This is a genomic window from Chitinophagales bacterium (assembly GCA_020635995.1).
In the GTDB taxonomy this organism is placed as follows: Bacteria; Bacteroidota; Bacteroidia; order Chitinophagales; family UBA8649; genus JAFMKE01.
Map to the genome: position 1 here is coordinate 127643 of JACJYS010000002.1, position 25052 is coordinate 152694.

Here is a 25052-nt window from a genome sequence, read left to right on the forward strand (position 1 = left end):
ATAGCATTTTAGTGTTTTTGATTACAGTCTTGATTTTTTGTTACTTTTGTATCAAGACAAAAATAAAAGACCACAAACTGTAATTCAAATTACTTAAACGTCCCAAGATGCTATCTTAAAGTATAAATTATTGGTATAATAACGGATAGTCATATAATTCTTTTTTACACCAACATCATCAGCGGGTTTTCTAAATTAGCTTTTAAGGTATTTAAAAACTTAGCTCCTACTGCTCCATCTACAGTACGGTGGTCGCAAGACAAGGTTAGTTTCATTATATTGTTTTCTACAATCTCTTTGTTCTCGTTATAACCTAATTCTTTTTTAATGCCTCCCACAGCTAAAATACAAGAATCCGGTGGATTTATGATAGCGGTAAATTCATTAATACCAAATCCTCCCAAATTAGAAATACTAAAAGTATTGCCTTTCATTTCTTCGGGCGTTAGTTTTCTATCTCTTGCTTTGCCGGCAAACTGCTTAGCTTCTTCTGCTATATGAAGCAAAGATTTATTATCGGCAAATTTTATAACCGGAACTACCAAACCAAAATCTGTAGCCACAGCCATACCTATATGTATATGTTCATTGTAGCGTATAGTATCGCCCAGCCAAGAAACATTTACATCTAAATGCTTGCGTATAGCACTGGCGGTTGCTTTAATTACTATATCGTTAAAAGAAATTTTGCTTGGAGCTATTTGTTTGTTTATTTCTTCTCTGGCTGTTATAGTTTTATTCATATTCACTTCTACGGTTAAATAAAAATGAGGAGCACTATATTTACTTTCTGTCAAGCGTTTAGCTATAGTTTTTCTAACCTGACTTATTTTTTCTTCTCTAAACGATTCATTGCCAACCATTTGAGGAATTTCAATTTGCTGTTGTACTTTTTCTTCCGGTTTTGTTTTAATTTCAGCAACAGCAGTAGGCTTGTATTCTTCTACATCTTTTTTGGTTATTCTACCTTCATCTCCGCTACCTTTTATTTGATGTAAGTCTATTCCTTTTTCTTCTGCTATTTTTTTAGCCAAAGGGCTTGCTTTCAGGCGTTCATTATTAGCCGTACTTTCATTATCTTCTATATTAAATTCTATAGTATTGTCCGTATCATCTTCCTTGCTGGTTTCTACTGCCGGACCTTCATCTTCTTCCTCTGCCACCGTTGTTTTATTAGCTTCTTTGCTTAATAAAGCTTGTATGTCTTCGCCCTCTTGCCCTATTATAGCCACCAAAGCATTAATAGGAACGGTATCGCCATTTTCTACTCCAATATATAATACTTTTCCTTCTTGAAAAGATTCCCATTCCATGGTAGCTTTATCGGTTTCTACTTCAGCTATAATATCGCCAGCCGAAACGCTATCTCCTACTTTTATATGTAATTCTGCTATAACACCCTCTTCCATGGTGTCGCTCATTCGGGGTAGTCTAAGTACTTCTGCCATAAGTTGTTTGGTTTTCACAAAGGTAAATTATTTCATTCTTTATTTGAAACAATATTATACTTTCATTTTTTGTATCTTGCAGATAATGCGTGCTAAATTTACTATTTTAACATTACTTATCGGGTTTTTTGCTTACACTCAGCATCCTTGTAGCAATATTTATGGTGTTGATTATAATTCTTTTGGCACAAGTGCTTTGCCTTATTCTTTTGAAGAACTAACAAGTGTTTATTTTAAAAAAGCTATGTGCGAAGGAGAATACTATGAACTTGAATTTTGGATAAGTAAAGACTTATTTATGGCTAAACACAAAAGAGATTGGCTACAATACGAAAATACGCAATTGGAGTTGAGAATTTTTTTGGCTATAAAAGAAGGAAATAGAGAGGAAGGCAGAAATTACAAGCCTATAATTTATAATTTAAGTAGCTCGCATTTTGTATATATTGACCAAAAAACACAACGATATAAGTATAAAATATATGCCGATGCACCCTATGATTTGCTAACTATTGGCTACAAACCTATTTCGGGGTGGTGGGGTTTAGATATAAATACGATAGATGATATTTTAAATGTTTCAAGTTTAAATTTAGATTATTTAGATAGAGATACCGTGGTAATAGAACCTAAAGAAACTGAAGAAATATATAATTTTGACAGTTTGAAAATTACTGAATTTTTAGGTAGAAAAGTAAAAGATAAAAATGTGAATATTGTAAACCATGATAATTTTGATTTATTAATTTTTGACGATAAAGTAGTAGATAATGACACGGTAAATATTTATTTAAACGGCAGAGCTATTTTAAATCATTATCCATTAAAAAAGAAGGCTTTAAAACTACCTATTAAATTAAATGAAGGCATGAACACACTTTTGCTTTATGCCGAAAATTTAGGAGAAATAGAACCTAACACGGCAGCTTTTCATTTGGTTTTTGAAGATAAAACTTACAAAAAAGTGCTATTTTCCGATTTAAAAACCAGTGATATTATTTATTTGTATTATGAAAAATAGAGGAATTAATCTATATGCTTTTCTGCATGGTATGAGCTACGCACTAAAGGTCCACTTTCTACATATTTAAAACCTTTTTGCAAACCTATTTCTTCTAATTGTTTAAATTTTTCGGGTGTAACGTATTCTTGCACAGCTAAATGTTTTTTGGTAGGTTGTAAATATTGTCCTATGGTCAATACATCTACATTGGCATTTCTCAAATCGTTCATAGCTTCTACTACTTCGTCAAAAGTTTCGCCTAAGCCCAACATAATGCCACTTTTGGTTCTGTTTATGCCACCTTCTTTTAGCTTTGCCAAAACATCAATACTTCTTTCGTATTTTGCCTGCATACGCACTTCTTTAGTTAAGCGTTTTACCGTTTCTATATTATGCGAAACCACCTCTGGAGCTTCATCAATTATGTATTGTAAATTTTCTGTTTTCCCTTGAAAATCGGGAATTAAAGTTTCCATAGTAACGCCCGGGCAGTGCTTGCGTATCATACGGATAGTGGCAGCCCACACTTTAGCACCTCCGTCTTTTAAATCATCTCTATCTACACTGGTTATAACGGCATGTTTTAAGCCCATAAGTTGCACCGACCTTGCCACACGCCATGGTTCCATTACATCTACAGCCTCTGGTTTGCCTGTTTCTACATTGCAAAACTTACACGAACGGGTACATACATTTCCTAAAATCATAAGCGTAGCCGTACCAAAATCCCAACACTCGGCTTGATTGGGACAGTTGCCACTTTGACAAATAGTGTGCAACTCATGCTTAGTAACATTTTTAAGTACTTCAGAAGAATTTTTGCCTGAAGGCAACTTCACTTTTAACCATTCCGGTTTTTGTATGCGTGTTTGTTTTGCTGTATTTTCCATGGCTTAATACAAAGATAAACATAAGTGCATAAAATTAAGTTTCTATTTAGATTAACATATTGCTAAACCCATTTAGCAAAACCTCATTCTATTAACTTTCCTCATAATAATACACTTTATAAAAAGTGCCTTTTTCGTCTTTGTCTTTACTCTATAAATCATTTAACAATATATCTGTTGATAAAACAAACTTTAGATATAAATTCAACTTTAGTAAAATTCATTACCTTTATTTTATGAAAAGTCTTTTTGTTGCTTTTTTAGTGTTGCCATTTGTAGTTTTTGCTCAACAAGATGATGAAAAAAAAGCTTTTGAACTTTATGGCGAAGGTATTAAATACTTTTATAGCAATGATTTTGAAAACGCTCTTGTAAAATTTGATGAAGCTATTGCCTTAAAACAAGATTTTCAATACGCATACTACAACAGAGGATTAAGCCAATACAAACTTAAAAATTATACCGAAGCTGCAACTGATTTAAGTGCAGTACTAAAATTAGACAGCAACAATATAGATGCCTACAAAAATAGAGGTTTAGCCTATATGAAAATAAATGAGTATGACAATGCTTTATCTGATTTTCAGCACCTTATAGCTTTTAACCCCAGCGTACTTGAACCCTATAAATATTTAGGTTTATGCTACTATTATAAAAGGAAATACAAATTGGCAAACGAAGCATTTAGCATTTATTTAGAGTCTTATTTTGACGATACAGAGGTATGGTTTCAAAAAGGTTTAAGCAATTATTATTATGCAGATTTTGATGTAGCTATAAAAGATTTTACCGAAGTTTTAAACTTAAATGCCAATTATATTACTGCATTAGAATGGAGAGGAAAAGCGTACCAAAAAGCTAACTTGATTAAAAAAGCTTGTGAAGATTGGAATACTGCTGTAAGTAAAAATTTAGAATCATCAAAAGCTCTATTACAACAATACTGTGAGCAATAAAAAAGATAAATCTTCTTTTTTTGAAGATGTTTATAAAATAGCACGATTAATTCCCAAAGGTAGAGTATGCACTTATGGAGCTATAGCCGAAGCTTTAGGTGCTAAAAAATCGGCACGAATGGTGGGCTGGGCTATGAATAATGCCCATGTACAATTTCCTACAGTGCCGGCTCATAGAGTAGTTAATAGAAAAGGTTTGCTAACAGGAAAACATCATTTTGAAACACCCAATACCATGCAACAACTTCTTGAAAAAGAAGGAATAGTTATAAAAAATAACCAAATACAAAATTTTGAACAGATTCTTTGGACTCCTTTAAATGAAATGGAATTGTAATTCCCTAATGATTTTCAAGAAATGCTTTAAACTCGCTATCGTGAGTATTTAAGAGTACTTCTTTTTCGCCAAAATCAAGAATTTTACCGTTTTCAAGCATTAATACATAATCGGCATTTTTAATGGTGGCAAGCCTGTGAGCTATCACTATTGAAGTTCTGTCTTTTATAAGTTTATCAATAGCTGATTGTACTATATATTCTGTTTCCGTATCTACAGAAGATGTGGCTTCATCTAAAATTAATATTTTAGGATTAAATACCAAAGCTCGCACAAAAGAAATAAGCTGTCGCTGCCCTAAACTTAATGTTGCTCCACGTTCCATAACTTGATAATGATAACCATTTGGCAATTTTTCTATAAACTCATGAGCTCCTATTAGTTTAGATGCTTTTATTACTTGCTCTTCCGTTATATTTTCATTAAGTAATCTAATATTATCTAAAACAGAGCCCGAAAACAAGAAAACATCTTGTAGCACGGTACTCATTTGCTTTCTATAAAATTCTATTTTGTAATCTTTCACAGAAATATCATCCAAAAGAATATCGCCACTTTGCCAGTCGTATAAGCGTGTTAGCAAATTTATTATAGAGCTTTTCCCAGAGCCTGTTTGCCCTACTATGGCTAAAGTTTTTCCCGCAGGAATGGTAAAAGACACATTTTTAAGCACATAATCATCTCCTATGTAGGCAAATTTCACATCTTTAAACTCTATTTTTCCTTCTATATCTTTATTGTCTATTGCTCCATTATCTTCTATAAACTCATTTCTATCTAACAGTTTAAAAACTCTATTGGCCGCCACCAGCCCCATTTGCATAGTATTAAAACGCTCTGCCATAAATCTAATAGGCCGGAACAAGGCATTGATTAATAAAATGAATTGTACTATAAGCCCTACTGAAGCTATTTCTCCCGAATTGGTAAAAAGTTTATTTTGTATAAGCAAATTAGCTCCCAGCCAAACCATTAAGCCTGTAGCTATAGCCAGCAAAATTTCTACTACAGGAAAAAAAATAGAATACGCCCATATAGCTTCTATATTTGCTTTTTTATGTTTTTCATTTATTTCTTTAAACTTGCTCAGCTCCTGCTCTTCTGCACTAAATATTTGAACCAATCTCATGCCCGTAATATGCTCTTGCAAAAAAGCATTAAGTAAAGCTACTTGCGTTCTCACTTTTTGAAATGCCGATTTTACACTTTCTTTAAAAACATAAGTGGCAAAAACCATTATAGGCAAAGCTATCATACTGATTAACGCCAATTTCCAGTTTTTTACCAGCATCCAAGAAGCAATAAAAACAAGCGTAAGAATATCGGCTATAAGCCTAATAAAACCTTGGGTAAAAATATCGTTTATGGTTTCTATGTCATTTACAGTTCTGGTAGTGGTAGTTCCAATAGGTGTTTTATCAAAATAACTGAGTTTTAAATTTATAACATGCTTAAAAACCTTAGTTCTAAGGTCTTTTACTACAGATTGTCCAAGCAAATTGCTACTATAAATAAAAAGATATTGAAAGAATGTTTCGGCTATCAAAGAAACAATAATAGCAATAATAATTAATTGTATATTATTTCCTTCGCCCAAAATGCCGTTATCTATAAGTCTTTGAAAAAGTTCGGGGCGAAGTGGCACTAACACCGCAATAATAATAGCATACAAAATAGTAACAAACAGCAAACCTTTTAAAGGTGCTGCCAGTTTTATTACTTTCATAAGCAATTTAAAATCAAGGCTGGTATCGTATTCGTTTTTCTGTTGCATTATTTAATGTATGGATACTTTATTTGCCATAAAAATAAACCTTGTGGCGGTGCTGCCCTATTGTATTTCATTTCTGTGCCGTGTTTTAAAGCCTGTTCTAAATCATTTACCGTTAAAGTACCTCTGCCTATGTCTATTAAACAACCTACCATTCTGCGTATTTGGTTCCTTAAATATCGGTTAGATTTAACTTTAAAAATAACTCGTTTCTCGGGCTTAAAATAACACCATTCTGCTTGCGTAACATAAGAATCATGATTTTTTAGCTCGGGATTAAACCTGCATAAAGCGGTATAATCTTTATATTGGGTAAAAAGTTTGGTAGCTTCATATATTTTATCAAAATCTAAGGTAGAAAGCGGATACCACCACGTTTGATTTCTTCTAAAAGTATCAAAATTTTCATCTAAAAAGTACCAATACGTACGCTCTGTAGCATCAAATCGGGTGTGTGCATTATGTGCCACTTCATAAACACCCAAAACGCCTATTTTAGGTGGAAACATTTTTTGCAATATAAAAGCTAACTCTTTGCGTTCCTTTGGAGCATCAAAATGGAAAAAATATTGCTTGGCATTTACTCCTGTATCGGTTCTACCACAACCCACTATGCTTATTTCTTCTGCGTACAATTTACTCAAAGTTTCTTCTATCACTTGCTGTACGGTAAGCACATCTGGCTGACGCTGCCAACCAAAATAATGCGTACCATCATAAGCTATTTCTACAAAAAATCGTTTTGGATATTCCCCATTCTCCATAAAGAACGGCAAAGATACAATTATTAGTCTTTGGTGGGTAGCCAATTCCTTTATGCTACAAACTAATTAACTATTTTTTTAGACTATCCATTTTATACCAATACTTTATGCTTTAATATAGCAGGGTGGGACGTTTAAGTAATTTTAGTCAGTTTGCATTCTTTTACCTTTGTCTTGACACAAAGGTAACCAAAGGTCAAGACTGTAATCAAAAACACTAAAATGCTATAAAACAGACGAGGACAAATTAATGTATGCTCAACTTCATTTTTCCTAAAGTATTTTTATTTGTAGGAGCATACTAATTTGTCTGTTTATTACTTTATAATTTCATTCATTGTGGATGTCTGTTTTACATCATTTCTTAACGTATTTTTGATTAAGGTCAGACAAAAGTGCACCTTAAGTATGTAAGCGGAAAACCCATTAACCGAAAACTACGTAAAAAATTAAACTGCTTGAAGAGCAGAGAGATGATTTTTTTGAACTAAAAGTTCAAAAAAATCATCATATCATGGCGTCATATTATTTTTCTATTTAACTAACCAGCTAAACTATACCCCAAACTGCTTTAAATGATGATCCAAATGTTTGTACAACATATTGTTCCACTCGTTTTTGTTTAGTTTACCAAAAGAGTGAGATTCTTTTCCTTCAAATTCGTTTTCTCCTAACTGCTGAGTTTGATTAATATGGTCTATTAAACGAACTTTTTCTTTTTCAAATTCTCTTTTGTCCGCTATTTTAAAAGCCGGAGCGGTAGGTCCATTTTGCGGATAAGGAGCTGGCGTTACCACTTTATTTTTAACCATGGCTTTAAGCATAGCTTTCATTAAAAAGTTTGGTTTTGGGTGCTTATCGGTATAAATCATCTCGTAGGTAACATTGCAGTGAGCCAGCATTTGAGCTACGTCCATTTTTCCCCATTGAGCACTGGTTTCGGGTGTAAGTTTATTAATTCTGTCAAGCATCTGTTGACTAACTTCTTGTGTAAATATATTAGGTAAATCCATTGTTTTAGTTTTTTAATTGTACAAAAATATAAAAATGGAGCTTTGAAAAAAATATGATTGCTTGTTTATTTAAGAAAGCTGGCTAATTTCATCTAATACCAACCAAAATAGTTATAGAGTGGTGCGGTAAAAAATACCGACCACAAGGAAAATTACCAAAAAAAAGAATAAGCGTCTTAAAAAAACAGCAACCATTTTGTCTATTACTCCACATATTTGCAATAAATTGAAAATAGAGTCAATTTTCATCACAGCCATAATCAATAATAAAAGTTGTATCTACATTATCCCGATATACTATAACTTTTAGTTCATGTAAGGGTTTAAAAACACTATCATGTAGGTTAATATAATCAAAAAAGCCTGATGAATCTACATCAACAATAAAGTTCTGATTATACTTACCTTTAAAAGATATTGTAACAGTTTCAACACTATGATTCTTTATATCATAAAATCTATTTTTAACCACACCTTGAATCTTCCTATTATAAAAAACACTTTCTGATAAACATCCTTCAGAAGGTTTGAAAAGAAATAGCGGAAACATCATTAGAAGAAGAATAATAAGTGCAACACAACCTACTTTATTCCATGCTTTTTCAAAATCTTCATATTCCATTTTGCTCATCCCACCAACTTCAAAACCTCCATTACCTGTTTTGTTGCTTTTACATCATGCACACGCAATATATCTGCTCCGTTTTGTATGGCTATAGCGTGGGCAGCTGTAGTGGCAGGCAAACTTTCTTGGGGAGTTATACCCAAAGGTTTGTACAGCATAGATTTTCTTGAAACGCCAACTAATAATGGCTTTTGCAACGCTTCTTTAAACAATCTTAAGTTTGCCAATAATTCATAATTGTGTTCTACGGTTTTACCAAAACCAAAACCTAAGTCAACTATAATATCATTAGCTCCTTTTTCTTCTAATTCTTTTACTTTAAAACTTAACTCTTTTAGCACGTCCAGCACCACATTATTATACTGTGGGTTCTCTTGCATATTTGTAGGTGTGCCTTGTATATGGCTTAAAACATAAGGCAGTTTATTTTTTGCCACAAAATCAAACATTTTTTTATCCATTGTTCCACCGCTAATATCATTTACTATACTTGCTCCACTTTCAATAGCTTGCTCTGCCACTTTGCTATAATAAGTATCTATAGAAATTACAATATCGGGAAAAGTGCTCACCATTTTTTCAATAATAGGCAATACTCTGTCTGCTTCTTCTTGCTCGCTTACTTTTTGGGCATTAGGTCGGGTAGAAGCACCACCTATATCTATTATATCTGCACCTTCTGCCAGCATTTTAGCCGTGTGTTCTACAGCATTATTAATACTGTTATGCCTGCCTCCGTCAAAAAAAGAATCGGGTGTAATGTTTAATATGCCCATTAAAGCCACGCCATTAAAATTTAATAGCCGACCATTGGCATTGATAGAAAAACTATGGTTTTCTTTATTTGTCAAAGTATTAATTTATTTTTGCGTAAAGTTAAGTATTTTGGATATAAATAAGACCTCAGCCCAGTACGACAAAGCCATTGCTAAATGTCGGAACATTTTTGAACTTAAAGTGAAAGACTACGGTACTTCGTGGCGTATAATGAGGTTGCCGAGCTTAACCGACCAAATTTTTATTAAAGCTAATAGGATTCGTACTTTAGAAGAAAACAAAATACGCAAAGTAGATGAAGGTATTGAACCTGAGTTTATAGGCTTGGTTAATTATTGCGTTATAGCACTTATTCAATTAGAATTAGGTGTAGAAGATGCTGATGAATTGCCTTTAAACAAGGCTTTAAAACTATATGATAAACACGTTAATGCTACTAAAAACTTAATGCTTGATAAAAATCATGATTATGGCGAAGCGTGGCGAGATATGCGTATTCAATCTTATACCGATTTGATTTTGATGAAAATAAATCGCATTAAGCAAATAGAAAATAATGCCGGGAAAACTTTAATATCGGAAGGTAATGATTCTCATTATACCGATATAATTAACTATTCGGTTTTTGCACTTATAAAGTTAGACGAAGAGACTCATTTGTGAATTAAAATAATAAACTATCCGTTTTTATGCTTTAAGATAGCATCTTGGGACGTTTAAGTAATTTTAGTTACAGTTTGTATCCTTTTTACCTTTGTCTTGACACAAAGGTAACCAAAGGTCAAGACTGTAATCAAAAATACTAAAATGCTATAAAACAGACGAGGACAAATTAATGTATGCTCAATTTTAGTTTTCCTAAAGTATTTTCACTTTTAGGAGCATACTAATTTGTCTGTTTACTGTTTTATAATTTCATTCATTTTGGATGTCTGTTTTACATCATTTCTTAACGTATTTTTGATTAAGGTCAGGTAAAAGTGCACCTTAAGTTTGTAAGCGGGGCACCCATTAACCGAAAACTTCGTAAAAAATTAAACTGTTTGAAGAACGGAGTGATGAGTTTTTGATTTTTAGGAGTTGAGGTTATAATGGGTCGCTGAAAACTTAGTGCGATTCTTTTGTAACTTTTCTTCTAAAGAAAAGTTAATGTGAAATACTTTATAGGTATCTTTATGAATAATAATAAAAAAATTAAGTGTAATTAGCTTACTTTAATGCCAATTTGCTCCATAGTTTTTCTAACGCGTTTGTAAAGCATTTCTATACTGGCATTATTTCTAAATCGGTAATCTGCCACACGCACACATGCTGCTATGTTTTGCATGTGAGGTTCTTCATTGCTCATTTCGCGTTGTTCTTCTGCCATAAAAGTATTAAAATCCACTCTGTCGGTTACAGACTTACGTTCTTGCACGCGTTCGTATCTTAAATTAGGGTCGGCATCTACGGCAAATAAATAAAAATCGGATGCTTCTTTCAAAAATTCCACTTCTCCGGGAGTTCTTATACTTTCTATTACCGCATTGCCACCTTCTTTTTTGGCTTTGTTAAACAATTGTTCTATAATATAAGCCGGGCCGTGTTCTTCTCTTAAATCATTAGCCAAATTAGTCATAGAAAGCCTATTCACTTCCGTGCCGGATTCTTCAAGTAATTCTATTAGATATTGGCGAACAGAATAGTGCTTAAATCCGTACTCATTTTTAAGCAGTTCCATCAAGGTATCTTTACCTGCTCCTATTGTACCTGTTATCCCTATTACCATAAATTCAGCTAAATTTTGCACAAAGTTAATGATAATTAGATTGAATTTTAATTTTGATAAACTATTTTTGCATTATGAAGAATACATTTTACTTATTTGCATTAATTTTTTTGCTGTTTTCTTGTAAAAATAGCACTACAGACAATATTAAATTTCAAGACCTTGAGCCAATTACTTTAAAACAGTTTAAGAAGAAAAATGTAGCATTAAACAGTGCTTTAAGGTTTTTAAACGAGAATGAAGAATCTGTTATTTTTAATAAAGTGGAGTATGATGTTTTTGTAGATGGCAAAAATGTGGGTACATACATAGATAAAACCAATGAGAAAGTAGCTAAAAATGGCGTTTATAAAATAGACCTGCCTGCTAATTTTTCTCCCGAAAAAGCTTTTACAGACTTAGATTATGGAATAGCAAAAATTAAATCTGATATAGTGGCAGAAGTGAAATACGAAGGTTATTTTACCATAACAGATAGCAATAAAAAAGAGGAAGAAGTGAAATTTTCAAAAGTTCAAAAAGTACTTTTTAGCAATAATAAAAAGCTTAAACTTGATGAAAATGGCACGATTATAGAAAAGTAATAATTGTTAATTTAAAAAAGGAAAACATCAATGCTAAAAAAAATTCTAACAATACTAACACTTAGCATACTTACTTTAAGCTACTCCTACGCTATAGAAGCCATAGAGTTTGTAAAAACAAAAGAGTGGAAAGTAATAAAAGTAGGTAAAGAAGGAATAGAATTGAGTTGCACGGCTGTTTTTTATAACCCAAATAATGTAAAAGCTAAGCTGAAAGACATAGATATAGATGTTTTTTTTAACGATTTAAAAGCGGGAAATATCTCGCAGCCGGACGGCAAAGTAAAAGTGGGTAAGCAAAGTGCTTTTGATGTGCCATTATCTATAAAATTTAGTCCCGATAAAAACCAAAAAGGTTATTTTTCCGGTTTTTTAACTGCGGTAACACTCAAAGATTTTGTTATAAAACTGCAAGGATATTTAAAACTACAAGCTTTGGGTATTCCCCTAAAAGTAAAAATAAACGACAGCGAAACGGTAAACTTAAAGCAGTTGATAAAGAGCGAGTGAAGTATTTTCCTACTTATTGCTACAATACATCAAACTCTCAAACATCAATACTACACTTTCACAGACTAATCCCCAATCTCATTTCGTTAATATTCAAGTTGTTGATAAAAATACGGCTTTGTTTATTTTTTTAATTTATACTTGCATTAAGTAAGAAAATTGCTATCAAAATAATCTATGAATTTATATAAATATATCGCAATAGTAGGTTTTGTTTTAATTGGTTTTTCGTCTATTAAAGCTCAAGAAACTACTTTTTATGCAGAAAAAAACAGACACCTAAAAAAAGGCTTAAACCTTGTAGATCAAGAACTTTACGCTCCTGCACTTAAAGAATTTCAGTGGCTGAAAGAAGAAATGCAACACAGCACAGATAATCATCAATACACCTATTTGATGTATGCCGATTTTTATACCGCACTGTGTGCTGCTCGCCTAAATAACCCCGATGCAGAATTACTTTTTACCCGATTTATTGAAGCTTATCATCATACTTCACTGAGAAATCAAGGATATTTTGAGCTGGGCAACTACTATTTTAACCAAAACAACACTAATGAGGCTATAAAATGGTACGAAAAAGTGGACACTAAGCAGCTTCCCAAAGAAGATTTAACGCAGTATAAATTTAATTATGGCTATGCAAATTTTAAAAAGAAAAAATTTGATGAAGCTAAACCTCTTTTTAAAGCCGTTAAAGACGGTAGCAGTAAATATGCCGAGCCTGCCACCTATTACTATGGTTTTATTTCTTTTTATGATGAAGACTACAAAGAAGCAGAAAAAAGCTTTGAAAAACTAACTAATTCAGATACATACAAAAATGTAGTGCCTTATTACCTTACTCAAATTTATTTTTTAAGAGGAAATTATGATAAGGTTATAAGCTATGCCTCACCATTAATAAACGATAAAAACAATAAAAATTTAGAGGAGATTAAGCACATAGTTGGGCAGGCTTATTTTGAAAAAGAAGATTATGAAAATGCAGCTCCGTTAATTGATGCCTACATTAGTAGTGCTACTAAAGTGAGTAAGGAAGAAATGTACCAGTTGGCTTTTGCTCAGTATAAAACCGGGCAATACACAAAAGCCTTAGAAAACTTTAAAGATTTAAGCATTGTAGATGATTCTTTAGGGCAAAATGCTTTGTATTGCTTAGGTGATTGCTATTTAAAAACCAACCAAAAAGATAAAGCAAAAGATGCCCTTCAGCAAGCTTCAAATATGGATTATGACCCATTGATAAAAGAAGTGGCAAGTTTTGAAAGTGGCAAGTTGGCTTATGAGCTCAATTTTACCAGCCAAGCCATTAATAAGCTTACGGCTTTTATAAATAAATATCCAAAAAGTGTTTATAAAAATGAAGCAGGAAAAATATTAGGAGAAGCCCTATTGGCTACAAAAAACTTTAGCAAAGCTATAGAAATAATAGAAGAATATAATATTACGGGTCCTAATGTAGATAAAGTATATCAGCAGGTAAGCTATTACAGAGCCGTAGAACTTTTTAACGATAAAGAGTATGACCTTTCTTTGGCTATAGTTAATAAATCATTAAAGAAAAATATAGATGATGACATAACTGCTTTAGCCACATTTTTAAAAGGCAATTTATTGTTTGAAAAAGAAGATTATCCTAATGCGGCTAAAAATTATTTTGCTTTTAAAAACTATAGAAGTTCAAGTAATGAAAACAAATTTGCCTCTAAAGCACTTGCCGATTATAATATAGCCTACTGTTATTTTAAAGAAGAAGATTACGCCCCGGCATCTACCTACTTTGAAAAATCAATATTGAATGCTAACAGTTTAAATTTAACCAATAAGCAAATAATACCGGATGCTTTTTTAAGAAATGCCGACTGCTTATTTATGACAAAAAACTATGAAAAAGCCATACAAAATTATGATGAAATAATAAATAACAATTGGCAAGGTGCGGCTTATGCTTTGGTGCAAAAAAGTGTGATAAATGGTTTGCAAGGCAATCAAACCGAAAAAATAAACACCTTAGAGTTTTTAAATAGAACCTATCCAAACAATATTTATCAAGATTATTCGCTTTTTGAAATAGGAAATGCATACATAGCAGAGGGCAATCTGAATAAAGCTATCTCAACATTAAATAAGTTGATTAATGAATTTCCTTCCAGTACTTATGTGCCAAAGGCATATTTAAAACTGGGATTGAGTTATTTTAATATGCAGCAAGAAGAAAAAGCACTTAAAGCATATAAAGATGTAGTGCTTAAATTTCCTAAAACAGATGAAGCTCAAGAAGCATTGCTGGCACTTAAAGAGTTGTATGTTTACCTTGGCAGACCAGACGATTATTTAGATTTTGTGCAAAATCAAGCAGGAATTAATTTATCTACTACAGAGCAAGACCAGTTGATGTTTGAAAGTGCCGAAAATCAATATATAAACGGGAATTGTACGGATGCCATAACTTCTTTAACAAAATATATAGATAAATTCCCTAAAGGAAATGACATATTAAATGCTCATTATTTTAGAGCAGATTGCTTATTTAAAGGCAATGATTTTCAAAATGCTTACTTTGATTATATAAGAATAAACGAATTTGGTGCTAATAAATACCAAGAAGAAGCCTTGCTAAAAGCCACATATATAGCCTATGAAAAAAATAAGGATTATGCAGGAGCTTTATCGCTGTATGAGCAACTGTATAAAGTGGCTACCATGCAAAGCAATCAAGAAATAGCTCTTATAGGTATGCTACGAAGCAATTACAAACTTAAAAATTATACTAAAGTTTTAGAAGATGCCGATAAAGTACTAAGCAATAATTCTATTAACACAGATGTTAAAACAGAAGCTACTTTTTATAAAGCTAAAGCCCATTTTGAATTGCAACAATACAATTTAGCAAAATCGGGGTTTGAGCAAATAGTAAATACCGTTTCTAATAGTGCCATAAAAGCAGAATCAGCATATAGTTTAGCCTTTATTTTAAATAAAAATGCTCAGTATGAACAGTCTAATACAGCCTGTTTTAAAATTAAGGACGAATATGCTTCTTACGAATATTGGGTAGTTAAAACATTTATTCTTATAGCCGATAATTATCAAGCTTTAGATAATATTTTCCAGGCTAAAGCTACGCTACAAAGCATAGTAGATAACTACAAAGGCGATGAAACTTTACTAAATGAAGCTAAAGCGAAATTAGAAAAATTAAAGCAACTTGAAATAGAAAATAGCAAGTTAGATTTAAACCCACAAGAACAAGATACCATTCAATTTGACAATAAATAAAAGTAATATAACAATGAAGAAGTTACTAATCATATTAGCTGTAAGTTTTTTGAGTGGCAGTATTACTTTTGCTCAAGAAGAAGATGAAAATTTAGGCTCGGAAGACATTATAGTGGTTAAAGACTACGAAGCCAGAATAGCCGATGCCAAAAAAGTAAATGTAAATCCAAGTATTCCCGAAATAGAGGTAGAAAAAGTTAGCTTAGATTACAATTTGCCGAGCAGATTAATGAGTTTAAACTATCCTGCACACCAGCTTAGACCCTATTCAATGCCAAAACTTAAAGACATTAAGTACAAACATTCTTATGTGAAATTGGGTTTTGGTACACAGTTTTCGCCATTGGCAGAGCTTATGTATATTAATAAAGATGTAAAAAACTTAACTTTTGGTGGATATTACCGCCATTTTTCGGCTTACGGGCAAAAAAGAGAAAACCAGAAATTTAGAGATAATAAACTGAATGTTTTTACCAATTATGTAATTAAAAATTTTGAAATAGGAGCGGAATTTGATTTTCGCCAAGATGTAGATTATTTTTATGGATACAACCAAGAAGATACATCTTTTACAGCCAAAGAAGTAATGCACAGAGTGAGAGATATAGGCGGTAAAATTTATTTAAAAAATTCTAAGCTTAACAAAAAGAATGTTGACCATAAGCAAACCATAAGTACTTTGTTTACCAATGATAATTTTAATGTGAACGAATGGTTTGTAAACTACGATTTAGATGTTACCAAAGTACTTAAAAACAAACACTTTTTTAATGTAAATGGAAATGTAGATATTAGCAATTACATTCCTTCGGCACCGGGAAGAGGCGATTTAGAACGAGAAATTTTCCAATTTGGTGGAGGCTATACTTTTAATAATGACGACTGGAAATTAAATGCAGGAATTATATTTGCCGTAGGCGATATTAACGACCAGCAACAATTTAATGTATATCCAAAAATCTATTCTGAAAAGAGATTGTACAAAAATCACTTGCTGTTTTATACAGGTTGGAGTCGTAGGCTAATAAAAAATACTTATGCTGAGTTTGTAAAAGAAAACCCATATATCAATTATGATATTATGCTGGAAAACAGCCGTGTAGAAGACCGTATGGCAGGTTTTAAAGGAGCGTATAAAGGATTTACTTACAATGCTCGTTTTTCAAACAAAGTAGTAAAACAACTACCACTTTATGTAAATGACAGTACAGATATGAAGCGTTTTGATATAGTGTATGACAAAAATACTACGGTAATAAATGTTAATTTAGAAATGGGATATGAGTGGGATGAAAAATTGAAATCGTTACTAACTTTTGATTTAAACCTATATGAGCCGGATGGAGAAGCCAAAGCATGGCACATGCCTATGATAAACACTAATTTTTCTACTTCATATTTATTAAAGAAAAAAGTGCTGTTGAGAGCAGAGATTTTTGGTGTGGCTGGTGCTTTTGCTAAAGCTCAAAATGGCGATGCCGTAAAAATTAAGGGTATGGCAGATATAAATATTGGAGCAGATTATCAGTTTACAAAATATTTATCTTTCTTTGCACAGCTAAATAATTTAGCCAACTTTAAATACCAAAAATGGTATAATTATCCTACCTTTGGGTTTAATGCCATGGTGGGCGTGCAATTTAGATATTGATGGATATAAAATTTGAAAATCACTTATTAGAACTACTTACCAATAACGCTTGTGTTATTATTCCCAATTTTGGTGGATTTATAAATAAAGACATTTCCAGCCAAATAAATGGTGCTGTTATAACGCCACCGTCTAAGCAGTTGGCTTTTAACCAATATCTTACTCATGATGATGAGCTACTAACCGGGGCTTTAATGCAGGCACACCAGTTAAGTTATGAAGATGCTAAAAATAAAGTGCTTAATTATTCTAATCACATACAATATAGTTTAAAAAAGCATCATCAGTTTAAGATAAATAAAATAGGTTCTTTTAAGGTAAATGAGCAAAATCAAATAGTTTTTCAGCCATTTTTAAATAATTTGTCGGCTAAATCTTCTTTTGGTTTGCAAGCTATACATTTTCAACCTTTGGTAAAACAAGTGGCTGAAAATAAAATTGTAGCTAAAGAAAAAGCTGAAAAAACAGAAATATTAAAAACGAAACGTAAAAAAACCAAACGTCAAGTGGCTAAAGGTGCTTTGTTTGGGTTTATTGGTTCTTTTTTACTAATGGCAGGTGTAGCCGGTTTAATGATAACCAATACACAAATAGGTACTGTAGCACATCAAAAAGCAGGTTTTTCCGATATGCTGTTTCCTAAAACCGAGCATGTAAATAGCTTTGGCAATAGAAAAATAATAGAAAGAAAAATTAAGGTGGATACTTCTACGCCTAAAGAATTAGCCGATAAAGGGCGTGTTTATACCATTTCGGAGCAAAATATAGCAGAAGGATATTATGTAGTGTTAGGTTCTTATAGTACGCAAAGCAATGCTACCCGATTAGAAGATAAACTTTTTAATGAAGGAGAAGATACTTATGTAGTTCCTGCCGATAATGGTTTTTATAGAGTGTGCAAATACGTAGGAGCAGAATATACAAAAGCTAATGAAATTCTTACAGCAGAAAGAAATGAAAGCGATAAAGATTTGTGGTTAATTAAAAATTTGAAGTAAGGAAAGGGCGTTTTACAGCTACAAATTAAAGTCCTAAATCGTATATTTCTTGAATGTCTTTTAGTTTTTCTACAAAATTTATTTTTAAGTCTATTAATTTGCCTGATGCAATATCAAAAACCCAGCCGTGTACTGTTGGTGTTTTATCTTTTAAATAGTGTTTTTGAAAAGCTGCCATTTTAATAACATTTACACATTGCTCTTCTACATTTAGTTCTACCAAACGATTGTAGCGTTCATTTTCATCTTTTATGGCATTTAATTCCTCTTTGTGTAGTCTATATACATCTCTAATGTTTCTTAGCCAAGGGTTTAAAATACCTAAATCGGCTGCTTGCATAGCGGCTTTTACGCCACCACAAAAATAATGACCGCACACTACTACGTGTTTTACATTTAAATGGTTAATGGCATATTCTATTACAGACGAAGAGCTTAAATCGTTATTAGGTACTATGTTGCCCACATTCCTATGCACAAACATTTGTCCCGGTTTAACTCCTGTCATATCTTCGGCAGTTACTCGGCTATCGCTACACCCAATGTATAATATTTCGGGTTCTTGCCCATTGGATAAATGCTTAAAAAAATCTGCATCGGTAGCTTTTTTTCCTGCTACCCACTTTTTGTTGTTTTCAAAAACCTTTTGGTACAAATTCATTGCTTAAGTACAATTAATTCTTTAAAGATAGTTTTTTTCTAAAACAAAAAAAATCCCAAGCTTTTTACTTGGGATTCTGAATGTGGGCAATGAGAGATTCGAACTCCCGACTTCTTCCGATTGTTAATCGGAATGCTCTGAACCAGCCGAGCTAATTAAAATTTCTATCTTTTTTCTGCTCTTCCATTTCTTTATTTCACTCTCTCTCGCTTTAGCTTCTTCTTTTGTTAAATATTCTTCTAAATGTACTACATCCCAATCTTTTGCCCTATTTGTAAACCCCTTGTTTGTAGCCCTATGCCTCGCTACTCTTTTTTCTATTTCATCACAGGTATAACCTACGTAATACTTATCTATATCCTGTGAGTACAATATGTAACAATAGCATCTTCCCATTTCTTTAAAACAAAAAATCCCAAGCTTTTTACTTGGGATTTTGAATGTGGGCAATGAGAGATTCGAACTCCCGACCCCCTCGGTGTAAACGAGGTGCTCTGAACCAGCTGAGCTAATTGCCCCTCGTTTTAGTTATATTAGTTCCGTCCTTTTAAAAACGGATTGCAAAGATAACTGCTATTTTTTTAAAACCAAACATTTAGTTTAAATTTTTAATTAAAAAGAGAATCTACAAAAGCCTTTTTATTAAATAGTTGCAAATGTTCTTTCCCTTCCCCTACGCCTATGTATCTTATTGGTATTTTAAACTGGTCTGTAATACCTATTGCCACGCCTCCTTTTGCCGTTCCATCAAGTTTTGTAAGTGCTAAGCAAGTTACTTCTGTAGCATCTGTAAAGGCTTTAGCTTGATGCAAGGCATTTTGCCCTGTAGAAGCATCTAAAACCAGCATAACATCATTAGGTGCATCAGGCAATACTTTTTGCATAACACGCTTAATTTTACTAAGCTCATTCATCAAATTTACTTTGTTGTGTAGCCTGCCCGCAGTATCTATTATTACTACATCGGCATTTTGTGCTTGTGCCGATTTTAGCGTATCAAAAGCAACAGAAGCAGGGTCGGCATCTTGTCCTTTTGAAACAATAGGGACTCCTGCCCTCTCTGCCCAAATTTCTAACTGATGTACGGCAGCTGCTCTAAAGGTATCGGCTGCTCCTAACACTACATTTTTACCTTCTTTCTTTAATTGGTATGCCAATTTGCCAATAGTGGTTGTTTTGCCTACGCCATTTACTCCTACCACCATTAAAACATAAGGTGTTTTTGCATTATTAGGCAAATAAGTTTCCATATCGTCAGAGTTGTTCTCTGCCAATAGCTGACTAATTTCCTCTTTCAATATTTCATTTAGCTGCGTAGTGTTTATATATTTATCTTTAGCTACTCTTTCTTCTAATCGGTCTATTATTTTTATAGTAGTTTCTAAGCCTATATCGGAAGCTATTAATGCTTCTTCTATATCGTCTAAATCATTTTCATCTACTTTAGATTTTCCGGCTACGGCTTTTGACAACTTAGAAAATAGTCCTTCTTTTGTTTTTTCCAGTCCTTTATCTAAGTCTTCCTTTTTTTCTTTATTAAAAAATTTATTAAAAAAACTCATACGCTACTTATTTTTAGGGTTAAAATTAAAAAATAAAAGCCTCTCTTAAAGGAGAAGCTTTTAACTTTATATATTAACAATTGTAAACTACAATTAGTTCTTTGCTAAAAATTCTTGAACTTTATCTTTATGTACAATTTTTTCAACAAAGCTATATGCACCTGATTTTCCGGACTTCATAGTTTTTATAACTCTTACATAGTCTTTAGAACCTTCTTGTGCTTGACGGTTTGTTTTCGCGTTTTTTGATACTTTTGCCATGATTATTTAATTTCTTTGTGAACAGTATATTTCTTTAAAATCGGGTTGTATTTTTTCAACTCAATTCTGTCAGGTGTATTTCTTCTATTTTTTGTTGTTATATAACGAGATGTACCTGCCACACCACTATCTTTGTGCTCTGTACATTCTAATATAACCTGTATTCTATTTCCTTTAGATTTTTTAGCCATTTCTTAATCCTCCTTAACTAATTTAATTTCACCTTTTTTTTCTAACTCTGTTAAATAAGCGAAAATTCCTTTTTTGTTGATTGTTCTCAATGCAGATGTGCTTACTTTTAAGCTAATCCATCTATCTAATTCCGGAACATAAAAACGTTTAAAAATTAAGTTTGGTAAAAACTTACGTTTTGTTTTCACATTTGAGTGAGAAACATTATGCCCAGAAACTGGTTTTTTTCCTGTCAATTCACATACTCTAGCCATCGCTTAATAATTTTGGACTGCAAATATCTTACAAATTATCTAATTAACAAAATAATTCTAAAGATGTTTTTTGATAAAATGGTCTATTTGTATTTAGCATAACCTGTTTCTGACAAAACAAATTCACTATCCGAAACTGTTTTTTCTGTTACGCTCAATGTTTTTAATACATTTATTTCTGTACCATTATTAGCTATTAAGGTAGTGTTAACAGGAAATCCCACTTCTTTTTTTAAAGATAATGCTTGTATTTCAACACTTTCTTTTAATAGTCCGTATAATGACTTTAAAGGAACATCAATATTTGGCAAATATTCTACGTTGTATTCCCCTTTTTCTCCTAAAACATTTAATGTTTTAGATGCTGTTCCATTATACTTGCTGTTTTTAATATCTCCTACGCTTATATTTCCCAAATTAGATGAAATATCTTGCTGCTTAACTTCGGCATATATGATTTTGCCGTCTTCATTTTTTACCTCATCGTTAAATACTATTACGTTATTTGTATTCAAGTTAGGTATAATAGTAACAGATTCTCCAGTAGGGGCTTTAATAATTAGTTTAATCTTATCGCCTTTTATAAACCAAGTTACGTTGCTCAATACACCTGTATTTTCCACAAGCATTTGTTGTTCTATTATCCCTTCAAAAGCAAACAGCTTTGCAAAAATAAATAAACTTAAAACTACAGTTGTTATTATATTCTTTTTCATAAATAAAAATTAAATATTAAATTATGGTTGAACAGGACCTTTGATTAAGAAATTGGGTACTACTAAATCTTGTGTAGGTACATTATTAGTTTTTATAGCTATACCCGGTGCTCCACCTTGAGAAATTGGTAATGTATAAGAAAATGTTTGATTTAGTAATGTTATATTTCCTATGATTGGAATACTTACAGAAACATTCACATTGGCACCTATGCTTCCTGCACCACTAGTGCCCGGCTGTCCAAAATCGCCACCATCGCCACCATTAAGGCTTACAAATGGCGTAACTGTAGCCGGACCCGCACTAAATGATGTAGAATAACTTAAAATACCACCTACTCCCGGTATAGATGTTGGTCCTACTGTGGCATCTGTACCTAAATCTAATAATGAAGGACCTATTACTGTTCCGGACGAACCAGGAGAGTTTCCTGCCAAACCGCCAGAAGCACCACCGCCACCGGTAACACCGGCCTCCAATATAACCAATGTACCTACTATAGGTAAAGATGGAGTAGCTACAACTCCTCCAACAGAACCACCACCACCGCCACCGGAGTAAACACCACCCTGTAAGTCAAAGGTAGTTCTACAAGTAAGTTCCAAAGCATCTCCGCCTACTTCTCCAGGAGGAGCAAAACTTGGATTGGATATTAAGTTTGTTAAATTAGCACCATTTCCTCCTTTAGCATATATATATCCTTTGTTTCTTAAGCCTACATGAGAGTTGGGGTCTAACGAGCCCCAAGACATAGCATAATCATTAGTTGATGTGGCACTAATTTCTACATTTTGAGCTATATCAAGGACAACGCAAACAGGTGTGCCTACTCCCGGCAATGAAAAATCTGTTTGCAAATCTACATCTTGAAGTGGTGCTGCTATATTTACAAGAATACAAGGTTCTACTTCTACAGTTACACCTTGAAAGTAAACATTTTGCCCACATACACTTTGAATTATCAATGGATAAGTGCCTGGTGGTGCCCAAATATTGGCATATACTTTTACTATTACTGTACCTACAGAATCTATTATAGGATTTTCAACAGTAACAGACATTCCTTGTGGCAATGAAGCTAATACAGCCGTGGCTATACTATCTGTACCGTTTAATTTGGTAATATCTATTTCAAAATAAGCGGTATCATTTAAAGTTCTATCAATAGTGGCAAAACCTTGATTAACAGAAGAAATAAATTCACACTCTTGGCAGTTTTTTTGATACGCTTTTAACCAACACTCATTATTATAGTAGTATATTAAACTATCTTCCGTATTATAAATTACTAAACCATTAGTAGGGTTTTGCATTGATGTCATTTGTGTGGTAGTAAGCCTGGGTAATAACAAACCTTTTTCATCTGAGAATAAATCTAATATAGCATTAGAATCTGGCTGTAAAATATTAATACCTACTTGAGCTTTAATAGTGCCAAATGCAAACAAGAGAAAGATGGAAAATGAGAGTAGTAATTTCTTCATGTTGTATAAAATTTGAACTTTAATTGTTAATTGGCTACTAAAGTAAAAAAAATTAATTACTTTTAACCAAAATTAAGTAATTATTTAAAATTGTATGAAACAAATTTACATAATCATAGTCGTATTTTTCTCTTTTTACACAGTTTCTGTTAAGTCTCAAGATTTTTTGAGCAATAATAGTGGCTTAGTATCTATTAAAGATGGTGCTTTTATTTCTGTATTAGGCGATGTCTATTTGGAAAATAATGGCATTTTTGATAATTCCGATACTATTTTCTTTACTAATGATTGGATTAACAATGCCGGAAACACAGGATTTAGCTCTATAGGAGAAGGTTTTGTTTATATGATAGGCGAAGACCAAAGAATTAGAGGTGTTGACGAAACACATTTTTACAACCTACTTTTAAGAACTGGCGGTACTAAATTTGGCGATTTAGATGTTTATGTAGATGGATTTTTAGATTTAGCTTTCTTAGAAATGAACATGGACACCAACGTAGTATATGTTACCGACCCGGCATTGGATGCCACAAGAAATACTACGGGTTTTGTTAGTAGCTTAGAAAATGGTGGTATTTCCAGAGTAACTAATCAAAATGATGTTTATTTATTTCCTGTAGGTTCTACTATATATGATACTATATATAGACCCATAGAAATAACCACTACAGATGCCCCTCAAACTTACCGAGTGCGTTTTGCCGATACCGATGCTACTTATGAAGGCTACGACCGAGACAAACGTGCTTTATTAATTTGTGATATTAATGAAAACTATTACCATAAAATTTGGCAAGACATGGGAGCAGATAGTATAGATATTCGTTTTTTATACAAAAGTGCTGTTGACGGAACTAAATGGAACGATATAGTACATTGGAAAACTGTTCAAGAATGGCAACATGCTCCTGCCGACACTCAAATACTGGGTACTCCGTGGGATATTTTAGATGTATATAATTGGGGAGATTTTAGCACGCCTAACTATGCTTTGGCTCACACAAAACCTCACTATGCCGATGCCGGACCTGATACTACAATATATTTGTTAGATACCATTCAGCTACAAGCCAGCGGAGGAGATTTTTACACTTGGGAGCCTGCTTATCCTATTTCTTGTACTGATTGTAGTAATCCTTTATTTTGGCACGATAGCACTGCCACCATGTGGGTTTTAGTAGAAGACTTAGACAACTGTAAAGATATAGATAGCATAACGGTAACTGTAGATGAAAGAATGACACAAGAAGGGCCTTTTATTCCTTCGGGAATTTCGCCAAACGGAGATGGTGTTAATGATTTTTGGTACATTAGATGGCTATATAGATATCCAGATAATAGCGTAACCATTTTAAACAGATGGGAAGATATTGTTTATCAAACCGATAATTATCAAAATGACTGGTATGGTACGTGGAACGGCAAGAAGCTACCAGAAGGAACATACTTCTATATTCTTAAGATAAAAGAAAACGGAGAAGTAACACAAAATTATACCGGACCAATTACCATAATTGAATAACTAATTAAAACCTATTATT

The 25052-nt window shown here is 32.7% G+C and carries 26 protein-coding genes and 2 tRNA genes; 10 read left to right on the forward strand and 18 right to left on the reverse strand.

Features of this window, described 5'->3' with window-relative positions:
* Nucleotides 1–164: 164 nt before the first annotated feature.
* Complete coding sequence (locus H6578_04605; protein MCB9226430.1) at nt 165–1466, reverse strand: 2-oxo acid dehydrogenase subunit E2; 1302 nt, start codon at nt 1464–1466, stop codon at nt 165–167.
* Between the two features lie 67 nt (nt 1467–1533).
* Here H6578_04605 and H6578_04610 point away from each other — a divergent pair, with 67 nt between their 5' ends.
* The gene (locus H6578_04610) at nt 1534–2469 is read left to right on the forward strand and encodes a hypothetical protein (GenBank protein ID MCB9226431.1); all 936 of its coding nucleotides are present in this window, start codon (nt 1534–1536) and stop codon (nt 2467–2469) included.
* Nucleotides 2470–2474: 5 nt separating this feature from the next.
* Here the strand turns inward: H6578_04610 and lipA are convergent, their stop codons facing one another.
* On the reverse strand, nt 2475–3341 hold the full coding sequence (gene lipA, locus H6578_04615) for a lipoyl synthase (GenBank protein ID MCB9226432.1): 867 nt from the start codon (nt 3339–3341) through the stop codon (nt 2475–2477).
* Nucleotides 3342–3577: 236 nt separating this feature from the next.
* Here lipA and H6578_04620 point away from each other — a divergent pair, with 236 nt between their 5' ends.
* Nucleotides 3578–4297, forward strand: a complete 720-nt coding sequence (locus H6578_04620) for a tetratricopeptide repeat protein (GenBank protein MCB9226433.1) — start codon at nt 3578–3580, stop codon at nt 4295–4297.
* On the forward strand, nt 4287–4634 hold the full coding sequence (locus tag H6578_04625) for an MGMT family protein (protein ID MCB9226434.1): 348 nt from the start codon (nt 4287–4289) through the stop codon (nt 4632–4634). The genes H6578_04620 and H6578_04625 overlap by 11 nt, the downstream gene beginning before the upstream one ends.
* A gap of 4 nt (nt 4635–4638) precedes the next feature.
* On the opposite strand, the gene H6578_04630 is transcribed toward H6578_04625, so the two are convergent.
* The 5 genes from H6578_04630 to folP all read right to left on the reverse strand — a co-directional run bounded on the left by H6578_04630 (nt 4639) and on the right by folP (nt 9583).
* On the reverse strand, nt 4639–6408 hold the full coding sequence (locus H6578_04630) for an ABC transporter ATP-binding protein (GenBank protein MCB9226435.1): 1770 nt from the start codon (nt 6406–6408) through the stop codon (nt 4639–4641).
* Nucleotides 6408–7169 (reverse strand): tRNA pseudouridine(38-40) synthase TruA, encoded by a 762-nt coding sequence (gene truA / locus H6578_04635; protein MCB9226436.1) that lies wholly within the window; start codon nt 7167–7169, stop codon nt 6408–6410. Before truA ends, H6578_04630 begins: the two co-directional genes overlap by 1 nt.
* A gap of 554 nt (nt 7170–7723) precedes the next feature.
* Entirely contained in the window at nt 7724–8182 is a 459-nt protein-coding gene (locus H6578_04640) for a DUF1569 domain-containing protein (GenBank protein MCB9226437.1), read from the reverse strand.
* Between the two features lie 238 nt (nt 8183–8420).
* The gene (locus H6578_04645) at nt 8421–8804 is read right to left on the reverse strand and encodes a hypothetical protein (GenBank protein MCB9226438.1); all 384 of its coding nucleotides are present in this window, start codon (nt 8802–8804) and stop codon (nt 8421–8423) included.
* Between the two features lie 5 nt (nt 8805–8809).
* Nucleotides 8810–9583 (reverse strand): dihydropteroate synthase, encoded by a 774-nt coding sequence (folP, locus tag H6578_04650; protein ID MCB9226439.1) that lies wholly within the window; start codon nt 9581–9583, stop codon nt 8810–8812.
* Nucleotides 9584–9698: 115 nt separating this feature from the next.
* Here folP and H6578_04655 point away from each other — a divergent pair, with 115 nt between their 5' ends.
* Nucleotides 9699–10247, forward strand: coding sequence for a DUF1599 domain-containing protein (locus H6578_04655; GenBank protein MCB9226440.1), 549 nt, complete (start codon nt 9699–9701; stop codon nt 10245–10247).
* A gap of 541 nt (nt 10248–10788) precedes the next feature.
* Here H6578_04655 and H6578_04660 read toward each other — a convergent pair.
* Nucleotides 10789–11373 carry an AAA family ATPase gene (locus H6578_04660; GenBank protein MCB9226441.1) on the reverse strand — a complete coding sequence of 195 codons (585 nt, stop codon included), beginning with the start codon at nt 11371–11373 and terminating at the stop codon, nt 10789–10791.
* 53 nt (nt 11374–11426) lie between these two features.
* Here H6578_04660 and H6578_04665 point away from each other — a divergent pair, with 53 nt between their 5' ends.
* From H6578_04665 to H6578_04685, 5 genes are all read left to right on the forward strand, one after another.
* Entirely contained in the window at nt 11427–11936 is a 510-nt protein-coding gene (locus tag H6578_04665; protein ID MCB9226442.1) for a hypothetical protein, read from the forward strand.
* Nucleotides 11937–11966: 30 nt separating this feature from the next.
* Nucleotides 11967–12446, forward strand: coding sequence for a hypothetical protein (locus H6578_04670; protein ID MCB9226443.1), 480 nt, complete (start codon nt 11967–11969; stop codon nt 12444–12446).
* Nucleotides 12447–12623: 177 nt separating this feature from the next.
* Nucleotides 12624–15728, forward strand: coding sequence for a tetratricopeptide repeat protein (locus H6578_04675; protein ID MCB9226444.1), 3105 nt, complete (start codon nt 12624–12626; stop codon nt 15726–15728).
* A gap of 13 nt (nt 15729–15741) precedes the next feature.
* Nucleotides 15742–17379 carry a TonB-dependent receptor gene (locus tag H6578_04680; GenBank protein ID MCB9226445.1) on the forward strand — a complete coding sequence of 546 codons (1638 nt, stop codon included), beginning with the start codon at nt 15742–15744 and terminating at the stop codon, nt 17377–17379.
* Nucleotides 17379–18377, forward strand: a complete 999-nt coding sequence (locus tag H6578_04685) for an SPOR domain-containing protein (GenBank protein MCB9226446.1) — start codon at nt 17379–17381, stop codon at nt 18375–18377. Before H6578_04680 ends, H6578_04685 begins: the two co-directional genes overlap by 1 nt.
* Nucleotides 18378–18402: 25 nt before the next feature.
* On the opposite strand, the gene H6578_04690 is transcribed toward H6578_04685, so the two are convergent.
* The 10 genes from H6578_04690 to H6578_04735 form a co-directional block, all read right to left on the reverse strand.
* Nucleotides 18403–19038 carry a carbonic anhydrase gene (locus H6578_04690; protein MCB9226447.1) on the reverse strand — a complete coding sequence of 212 codons (636 nt, stop codon included), beginning with the start codon at nt 19036–19038 and terminating at the stop codon, nt 18403–18405.
* 83 nt (nt 19039–19121) lie between these two features.
* Nucleotides 19122–19195 (reverse strand) — tRNA-Val (locus tag H6578_04695).
* On the reverse strand, nt 19162–19434 hold the full coding sequence (locus tag H6578_04700) for a GIY-YIG nuclease family protein (protein ID MCB9226448.1): 273 nt from the start codon (nt 19432–19434) through the stop codon (nt 19162–19164). Before H6578_04700 ends, H6578_04695 begins: the two co-directional genes overlap by 34 nt.
* A 47-nt stretch (nt 19435–19481) precedes the next feature.
* Nucleotides 19482–19556, reverse strand: a tRNA-Val gene (locus H6578_04705).
* A gap of 90 nt (nt 19557–19646) precedes the next feature.
* The gene (gene ftsY, locus H6578_04710) at nt 19647–20600 is read right to left on the reverse strand and encodes a signal recognition particle-docking protein FtsY (protein ID MCB9226449.1); all 954 of its coding nucleotides are present in this window, start codon (nt 20598–20600) and stop codon (nt 19647–19649) included.
* A 93-nt stretch (nt 20601–20693) separates the two neighbouring features.
* Complete coding sequence (locus tag H6578_04715) at nt 20694–20861, reverse strand: DUF4295 family protein (GenBank protein MCB9226450.1); 168 nt, start codon at nt 20859–20861, stop codon at nt 20694–20696.
* 2 nt (nt 20862–20863) lie between these two features.
* Nucleotides 20864–21052 carry a 50S ribosomal protein L33 gene (rpmG, locus tag H6578_04720; protein MCB9226451.1) on the reverse strand — a complete coding sequence of 63 codons (189 nt, stop codon included), beginning with the start codon at nt 21050–21052 and terminating at the stop codon, nt 20864–20866.
* A 3-nt stretch (nt 21053–21055) separates the two neighbouring features.
* Nucleotides 21056–21307 (reverse strand): 50S ribosomal protein L28, encoded by a 252-nt coding sequence (gene rpmB / locus H6578_04725; GenBank protein MCB9226452.1) that lies wholly within the window; start codon nt 21305–21307, stop codon nt 21056–21058.
* A gap of 83 nt (nt 21308–21390) precedes the next feature.
* A complete protein-coding gene (locus tag H6578_04730; GenBank protein ID MCB9226453.1) occupies nt 21391–22023 on the reverse strand; it encodes a hypothetical protein in 633 nt (210 codons plus the stop codon).
* 21 nt (nt 22024–22044) lie between these two features.
* Entirely contained in the window at nt 22045–23508 is a 1464-nt protein-coding gene (locus H6578_04735; GenBank protein MCB9226454.1) for a hypothetical protein, read from the reverse strand.
* Nucleotides 23509–23602: 94 nt separating this feature from the next.
* Between H6578_04735 and H6578_04740 the strand changes: the two genes are divergently transcribed.
* On the forward strand, nt 23603–25033 hold the full coding sequence (locus H6578_04740; protein ID MCB9226455.1) for a gliding motility-associated C-terminal domain-containing protein: 1431 nt from the start codon (nt 23603–23605) through the stop codon (nt 25031–25033).
* Nucleotides 25034–25052 lie beyond the last annotated feature (19 nt).

Coding starts and splice junctions, on each gene's coding strand:
- H6578_04610 (MCB9226431.1), top strand. CDS start 1,534: ATGCGTGCTAAATTTACTATTTTAACATTACTTATCGGGTTTTTTGCT.
- lipA (MCB9226432.1), bottom strand. CDS start 3,341: ATGGAAAATACAGCAAAACAAACACGCATACAAAAACCGGAATGGTTA.
- H6578_04620 (MCB9226433.1), top strand. CDS start 3,578: ATGAAAAGTCTTTTTGTTGCTTTTTTAGTGTTGCCATTTGTAGTTTTT.
- H6578_04630 (MCB9226435.1), bottom strand. CDS start 6,408: ATGCAACAGAAAAACGAATACGATACCAGCCTTGATTTTAAATTGCTT.
- truA (MCB9226436.1), bottom strand. CDS start 7,169: ATGGAGAATGGGGAATATCCAAAACGATTTTTTGTAGAAATAGCTTAT.
- H6578_04640 (MCB9226437.1), bottom strand. CDS start 8,182: ATGGATTTACCTAATATATTTACACAAGAAGTTAGTCAACAGATGCTT.
- H6578_04645 (MCB9226438.1), bottom strand. CDS start 8,804: ATGGAATATGAAGATTTTGAAAAAGCATGGAATAAAGTAGGTTGTGTT.
- folP (MCB9226439.1), bottom strand. CDS start 9,583: ATGGGCATATTAAACATTACACCCGATTCTTTTTTTGACGGAGGCAGG.
- H6578_04665 (MCB9226442.1), top strand. CDS start 11,427: ATGAAGAATACATTTTACTTATTTGCATTAATTTTTTTGCTGTTTTCT.
- H6578_04670 (MCB9226443.1), top strand. CDS start 11,967: ATGCTAAAAAAAATTCTAACAATACTAACACTTAGCATACTTACTTTA.
- H6578_04675 (MCB9226444.1), top strand. CDS start 12,624: ATGAATTTATATAAATATATCGCAATAGTAGGTTTTGTTTTAATTGGT.
- H6578_04680 (MCB9226445.1), top strand. CDS start 15,742: ATGAAGAAGTTACTAATCATATTAGCTGTAAGTTTTTTGAGTGGCAGT.
- H6578_04685 (MCB9226446.1), top strand. CDS start 17,379: ATGGATATAAAATTTGAAAATCACTTATTAGAACTACTTACCAATAAC.
- H6578_04690 (MCB9226447.1), bottom strand. CDS start 19,038: ATGAATTTGTACCAAAAGGTTTTTGAAAACAACAAAAAGTGGGTAGCA.
- H6578_04700 (MCB9226448.1), bottom strand. CDS start 19,434: ATGGGAAGATGCTATTGTTACATATTGTACTCACAGGATATAGATAAG.
- ftsY (MCB9226449.1), bottom strand. CDS start 20,600: ATGAGTTTTTTTAATAAATTTTTTAATAAAGAAAAAAAGGAAGACTTA.
- H6578_04715 (MCB9226450.1), bottom strand. CDS start 20,861: ATGGCAAAAGTATCAAAAAACGCGAAAACAAACCGTCAAGCACAAGAA.
- rpmG (MCB9226451.1), bottom strand. CDS start 21,052: ATGGCTAAAAAATCTAAAGGAAATAGAATACAGGTTATATTAGAATGT.
- rpmB (MCB9226452.1), bottom strand. CDS start 21,307: ATGGCTAGAGTATGTGAATTGACAGGAAAAAAACCAGTTTCTGGGCAT.
- H6578_04730 (MCB9226453.1), bottom strand. CDS start 22,023: ATGAAAAAGAATATAATAACAACTGTAGTTTTAAGTTTATTTATTTTT.
- H6578_04735 (MCB9226454.1), bottom strand. CDS start 23,508: ATGAAGAAATTACTACTCTCATTTTCCATCTTTCTCTTGTTTGCATTT.
- H6578_04740 (MCB9226455.1), top strand. CDS start 23,603: ATGAAACAAATTTACATAATCATAGTCGTATTTTTCTCTTTTTACACA.